5 protein-coding genes and 1 tRNA gene are annotated in these 6000 nt (G+C 54.4%); 5 read left to right on the forward strand and 1 reads right to left on the reverse strand.

Translation table 11 applies throughout. The features are described from left to right. Window positions 1–18 precede the first annotated feature (18 nt). The 4 genes from JNK54_09100 (at window position 19) to JNK54_09115 (ending at window position 2516) form a co-directional block, all read left to right on the forward strand. The gene (locus JNK54_09100) at window positions 19–711 is read left to right on the forward strand and encodes a Crp/Fnr family transcriptional regulator (GenBank protein ID MBL8024420.1); all 693 of its coding nucleotides are present in this window, start codon (window positions 19–21) and stop codon (window positions 709–711) included. Between the two features lie 67 nt (window positions 712–778). After that, the gene (locus JNK54_09105; GenBank protein MBL8024421.1) at window positions 779–1678 is read left to right on the forward strand and encodes a GGDEF domain-containing protein; all 900 of its coding nucleotides are present in this window, start codon (window positions 779–781) and stop codon (window positions 1676–1678) included. A 71-nt stretch (window positions 1679–1749) separates the two neighbouring features. Further along, a complete protein-coding gene (locus JNK54_09110) occupies window positions 1750–2208 on the forward strand; it encodes a hemerythrin domain-containing protein (protein ID MBL8024422.1) in 459 nt (152 codons plus the stop codon). Further along, on the forward strand, window positions 2205–2516 hold the full coding sequence (locus tag JNK54_09115; GenBank protein ID MBL8024423.1) for a GIY-YIG nuclease family protein: 312 nt from the start codon (window positions 2205–2207) through the stop codon (window positions 2514–2516). The genes JNK54_09110 and JNK54_09115 overlap by 4 nt, the downstream gene beginning before the upstream one ends. 36 nt (window positions 2517–2552) lie before the next feature. On the opposite strand, the gene ppc is transcribed toward JNK54_09115, so the two are convergent. Continuing rightward, complete coding sequence (gene ppc / locus JNK54_09120; protein ID MBL8024424.1) at window positions 2553–5294, reverse strand: phosphoenolpyruvate carboxylase; 2742 nt, start codon at window positions 5292–5294, stop codon at window positions 2553–2555. 354 nt (window positions 5295–5648) lie between these two features. On the opposite strand from ppc, the gene JNK54_09125 reads away from it, so the two are divergent. After that, window positions 5649–5738, forward strand: a tRNA-Ser gene (locus JNK54_09125). Window positions 5739–6000: the final 262 nt, after the last annotated feature.

Raw genomic sequence — 6000 nt, forward strand, 5'->3', positions numbered from 1 at the left:
TCTTGGGGCGCCCAAAAAATGACAAAAGTAGTAAGGTATTCGACTATGGAGACCCGGCAATTTCTTATAGAGACGACACCCTTCAGTGCCTTGCCTCCTGCGGAGATCACCCTTCTGGCCGAGATCGTTCAGAAACGATCTGCCCTGAAAGGCGAACGGTTTTTCGGGGAAGGGGATGACGCGGCCAACACCTACGTCATCATGGAAGGCCAGATGCGGATTACACGGGCCTCCTCCGATGGGAAACCCTGGACGATAGAGGTGTTGCGGGTGGGGGAAATCTTTGGGTGCGTGGGTTGCGTGGCGGCGGGCCAATACCCGTGTGGGGCCGCGGCGGGATCGGATGTGACGGTGTTGGCCCTTCCTCTCCTGGTGGTGAACCGCCTTTTGGAAAAATACCCGGCCTTTGGACGGGCACTCTACCTCGATATGAGCCGGCGCATGCGGGAAGCCCAGAAACTTCGAACCTTGGGCGCGGAATCCGTGGAGAAACGAATCGCCGGGGTCCTCCTGTGGCTTCAAGCCAAATTTGGGACAACGCTTCCTTTTACACGTCAAGCTATTGCGGAAATGGCAAGCACCACTCCTGAATCGGCCATACGCGCACTCATTCATTTTCGCCAACGGGGCTACATTAAAACGGAGTGGAAAAAGATTACGCTCCACAACCCCACGGCTCTCCGCGAACTGTTAGAAGGGGTTGTCGCGTAACTGTTATTCGGGTGGTGCGTGGACGAAACCCATGGGATCGTGGTAAAATCAGACTGGATTCCTTTTTATGACCATCGGGCCCCCCTTATCGGAACCTCTCTCTAAAAAAGATTCCATCCCATCGGGATCTCGAAACGGATCTTCTCACCATCGATCTTTTGCCCGGCGAAACGTTCTCCTCGGGGGAGCCCTCGGGTTGGGATCCCCACTCGGATTCTTGGCTGTCCGCTTCTATTTTGACCATCGAGCGGTTGTTAACCCATGGATTCTGACGGAACTTTCCGTTCACGGGGACTATTATATTTACGCTGGAGTGGGAACCGTCCTTGCCATGGGGATCTGGGGCTTGTGGACAGGGCGTAAAATAGACGCGCAACGGAGCCGATCACGGGCATTGGAGCGGGCCGCTCTCCGGCTGCGGGACATGGCGGACACCGATGGGTTGACTGGGGTCCATGTACGAAGGCATTTATTGGAAAAATTAGACGAGGAACTGCGTCGAGCGGAGCGGTATAAATATCCGATCGCCAGTCTTTTTATCGATGTCGACAACTTTAAAATTTTCAACGAGGTGCACGGGCACATGGTGGGAGACGAGGTGTTGCGACGCATTGCCCAAGTCACCCGGGCCAGTGTGCGCGAGACCGATATTGTGGGGCGGTATGGGGGTGACGAATTTTTGGTGATGTTGCCCCACGCCACGGGGCGTGAGGCTTTCTTGGCGGCGGAACGGATCCGAAAAGGGGTGGAACAGCTGACCGTCACCCCCCGTTCGGGGGACCCGGTTCCGGTCACCGTGAGTGTGGGCATGATCGCGGCCGTTCCGCACGAGGCTGATGTGCTTCGGTTTCTTGAAATCGCCGATCAGGCTCTTCATCGATCGAAAGGGCTCGGCAAGAACTGTACGATTTTGTGTGACGTTCCTCCTTCAGGAGAGTCCTCTGTCTCCCAGGAAGAACGACGCTGATGGTTGACCCAAATTCCACGGGGAATCCGTTTCCCTTGTTTCGGAATAAGACCAAAGATTAAGGAGGTGGAATGATGGCTCCTGCAACCGCTACGGAACAATTGTTAAAAGATCATAAGATGATTCGAAAGATTTTAGAAGGTTTCCAAATCCGTAACCCGCGTTTTCCAGAAATACTAAAAACACTTCAGCGGGTGGTTTTGGGGCACGCGTGGTTTGAAGACACGTTCTTCATGCCGGCGCTCAAAGCCCGGCCTATGGTTTTTAAACCGTTCTGGGTAGAAATTGGCCAGGAACATGAGGACATCGCTGGATTGCTCAGTTTGTTGAGAAAGACAGATGTTAAAAACAAGGACGTCCTGAAAGCCCGGGTGATGACACTGCGGTCTTTGCTCGACACACATTTTGCTAAGGAAGAAGAAGTCCTTTTCCCCTTGGCAGAGAGCGTTATTTCCAGGGAACGTCTGGTGGAGATGGCGGCCGCCATGGAGCGTCGGAAGGCGCACGTGAGGACTCTCGATATTCTTTGAAGAAAAAAAAGTCTGGGAGGGGGAAGGGTTTCGCTGATCGAGGCCCGGCCGAGTGGACCGTCTACCTTATTCGCTGTCGGGATCGATCGTTGTATACGGGAATTACGAAAGATGTGGCCCGTCGCATGGATCAACACAACGCGGGAAAGGGCGCGGCCTACACTCGTTCCCGCAGACCCGTCAGGCTTTATTACCGGGAAGACGGGTTCACCCACTCCCAAGCTCTCATCCGGGAAGCCGCCATCAAGCGGTTTCCCCGTTCAATGAAAGAAGACCTACGCGCTCGCCGCGGGCGCACACCGGGTTGACGTCCATCGGGATTCCCTATGAAACGTTGAAGGGTATTATCCGGTGTTGCGCAACCCGGCCGCGATGCAGTTGATGGTGAGGAGCAGCCGGCTCATATCGGTTTCGTTCCCCCCGCTGTCTTGCCACTGGCGAAGCAAGTCGATTTGGAGCCGGTTAATTTTATCTAAGGACGGGTGCCGCAGAGAGGCCGCCTGGGCCGCGCGTGTTAATCCTTCCTCAATCGACTGGGTTCCGGTTAATCGAAGAACCGCCGCAACGGTTTTGTCGAATTCAACTCGGACGGATGAAAATATGGTGTCCCGGATCTCCGGGTCTTTACAGAGAGCGGCGTAGCTCTGGGCGATTTCCATGTCCACGGCCAACAGGCTGATTTTTAGGGACATCACCGCGTTATTAAAAAATCGCCAGTCGGTGTACATGCGTGATAACAAGGGAGCTCGGGCTGGGTCTTTCAAAGCCTGGCCAAGCGCGCTCCCAGCGCCATACCAGGCGGGGAGTAAATGCCGGTTTTGGGTCCAGGAGAAGACCCAGGGGATGGCTCGAAGATCTTCGATCCCAGCGGTTTGCTTCCGTTTGGCTGGACGGCTTCCAATGTTTAATTTCCCAATGGCGTCGAGCGGTGAACATTGGCGAAAATACGTGACAAATCCCGGCGTCTCGACAAGTTTTCTGTAGGCGGCGTAGGCTTCCCCAGACAGTTGTTCCATTTCAGTGATAAATTCCTTCTGGACCGTGTGGGGATTAAATTCGTTCTCCAGACCGGCCGCCATGACGCTTCCGGTCAGAATGGAGAGATGAAAAAGTGCGGCGTCAGGGTTCGCGTATTTAGAAGAAATAACTTCCCCTTGTTCGGTCATTTTGATGCGACCGCGTAAGGTCTTGGGAGGAAGGCCCAGGACGGTTCGGTGGGCTGGTTTCCCCCCTCGCGACAAAGACCCTCCCATCCCGTGGAAGAATTTAAGAGTTATTCCGTGCCGGTCGGCGACATCCGTCATCCCCGATTGCGCTTTGTAGATTTCCCATTGGGAAGTAATTGTGCCCCCGTCTTTGTTGGAGTCCGAATAGCCCACCATTACCTGTTGCAATCCTTGACGCAGAGCCAGGCTTTTTTTGATGATCTCTTTAGAGAAAAGGGCCTCCAGCATGGCGGGCGATCGCCGTAAATCTCCAATGGTTTCAAACAAGGGGACGATGGACAGGGGTGAGGCTCCGTTCGTGAAACCGCCAGCTTCTTTAAAAAAGAGGTAGGCCATCAGGAGGTCCGACACGTGCCGTGTCATGGAGATGATGTAAGACCCCACACCGTCCGGATCAACCTGACGGCGCGACCAGACAATGGCCCGAAAGGTGTCGAGGACTTCTCGGGTCTGTCCCCCGTAAGTGGCACGATCGCTTTGAAGTGGTTCAGGGGAAGCCAAACGCGACAGGAGCCATTCTTGCCGGGCTTCCTCATTCAGGTCTCGATAGGAACGGTTCTCCGCGGCCAACCGGAGTTCATCCATGGCGTTTTCGAGGACTTCGCTGTTTTCCCTTATGTCCAGACGGGCCAGATGAAATCCAAAAGTTTTGACCCGGAATTCCAACGGTTGAAGCCAGGTTTCGCCTGCGGAAAACCCCCCGTGGGTTTCAAGACTTCGTCGCATGAGAGCCAAATCCGCAAGAAATTCCGCCGGATTTCGGTAGGCGTGATCTGGGAAAATGGGATCGGTGCCGTTCGCAGAGAGAGCTCGCCGCCGGGCGGATATTCGTTCCCGCATAATACCCAACTTGACTCGGTAGGGTTCATGGGGGTTTCGCTCGGCAAGGGTTTGGAAATGGGGAAGAGTTTCGGAATCACGTTCAATGGATTCCTTGAACGCTTCGGAGACCTCAATCCCGTGGATCGAATGGGCGAAACGTTTAATCAAGTTCGCTAATTCTTCCTCATAAAGTTCCAGGATAAATGACGCGTGGCGCCGGAGGGTTTGGCGTGTGATCTCGGCTGTAACGAAAGGGTTGCCGTCTCTATCCCCGCCTCGCCAGCTGGAGAACTGCATCACAGGAGGAATTTCAAAAGACTCGTCAGGGAATTGTTTTTTCAGCACTCGGTCCAGGCGAGAAAGCAGAACGGGGGTCAACGGATAGAAAGACGCCTTGAAAAAAAAGAGACCGTTTTCAACCTCGTCGACCACCCGCGGTTTTTCTAAGAAAATGTGCCCGGTATGGAAAAGCGTTTCGATTTGAGCGCGCAGACTATCGGTAATTTCCTCTTTTTCTAGGGTGGTGAGGTTCTCACCATCGAGTTTTTGAAGGTCGGCATAAATCAGTCGGTGGGCTTCCAAAACGGAAACCCGTTTGGCTTCAGTGGGGTGGGCGGTGATCACGGGTTGAATTTCAAAACGGCTTAGAAAAGAGCGTATGGTTTCCGGGGAAACGGTATGGCTCGCCAGTGTGTCAACCACGGAAGAAAACGTCCAGAGTGGGGCGTGGCCCGCGTCCGCGTCCATTTCCATGCGCCGGCGCATTTTCGCTGCGCAGGACTCTTCCGCGATGTTCAGCAAATGAAAAAAAATGGATAGGGCTTGTGTCCACTTCTCTTGGGCCGTGGGATCGTTCACCCCTCGTTCCTGGAGTTTGTCGGCTTCTTTCGTCGTCTGCCCTTTCCCATTAGGAAGGGAGGGAATCACGAATCCTTCGCTGGCGTGGCCCAAAACTTCTGCCAGTAATTCGGTGAGGAGAGTGGCTTCTTTATGAAAGGCTTCTGTGTCCCACTGTGTGATTGTTTCAAAATCAGTCAATTGAATGGTCCGCCTTTAAAGGGATTGTGCATGGAAGTAAACCGCCACCCATTGTACCAATTCCCGGGGGGGACTCACGGGCCACGCTCTCAAACCCTGGCAATAGTCGAGCCTAATGCAAAACACGGGTTAAATTCATATGATGGGGCCAAGCCAGAGATTTATTGTTGATTCAGGGAGCCCAAAACTCCTTGGAGGTTGGCCAGGTGGGGTCGCGGTGGCCAGTGGCCACCGATTGCGACGGGCTGGAACGCGCCCAGGGCCGAAGGCTGTGTGCCATGTGGCACACGATGAGGACGGGTCGAAGACCCAGGCAACCAGATCGTGGCCCTCCCTCATGGAAGTATCCCTTTAGGAGGGATGGCCGAGTGGTTGAAGGCGCCGGTCTTGAAAACCGGTGTGGGTGCAAGCTCACCGGGGGTTCGAATCCCTCTCCCTCCGCCATTTGCTGAGGAACAAACTTCACAGACGAGCCCAATCGAGTCATTCGGTTGGGTTCGTTGCTTTTGGGGGCGGGCGGAAGGGCGGCGTCCGAGACCGGGTCGTCCGAACCGTAACCAAATGCGGCGGAAGGTCTTTCAATTCCCGATTCTCCGTCGATAGAGGCTCCTTTGGCCCAGTCCACCACAAAGTCGAGACTGATCTTCTTTTTGGAATAAAGAACCTTCTCGATCCCCTGCCGAACAAAAAGGGCTTTTTCAATCCC

The organism is Elusimicrobiota bacterium (assembly GCA_016788905.1).
Lineage (GTDB): Bacteria > Elusimicrobiota > Elusimicrobia > FEN-1173 > FEN-1173 > JADKHR01.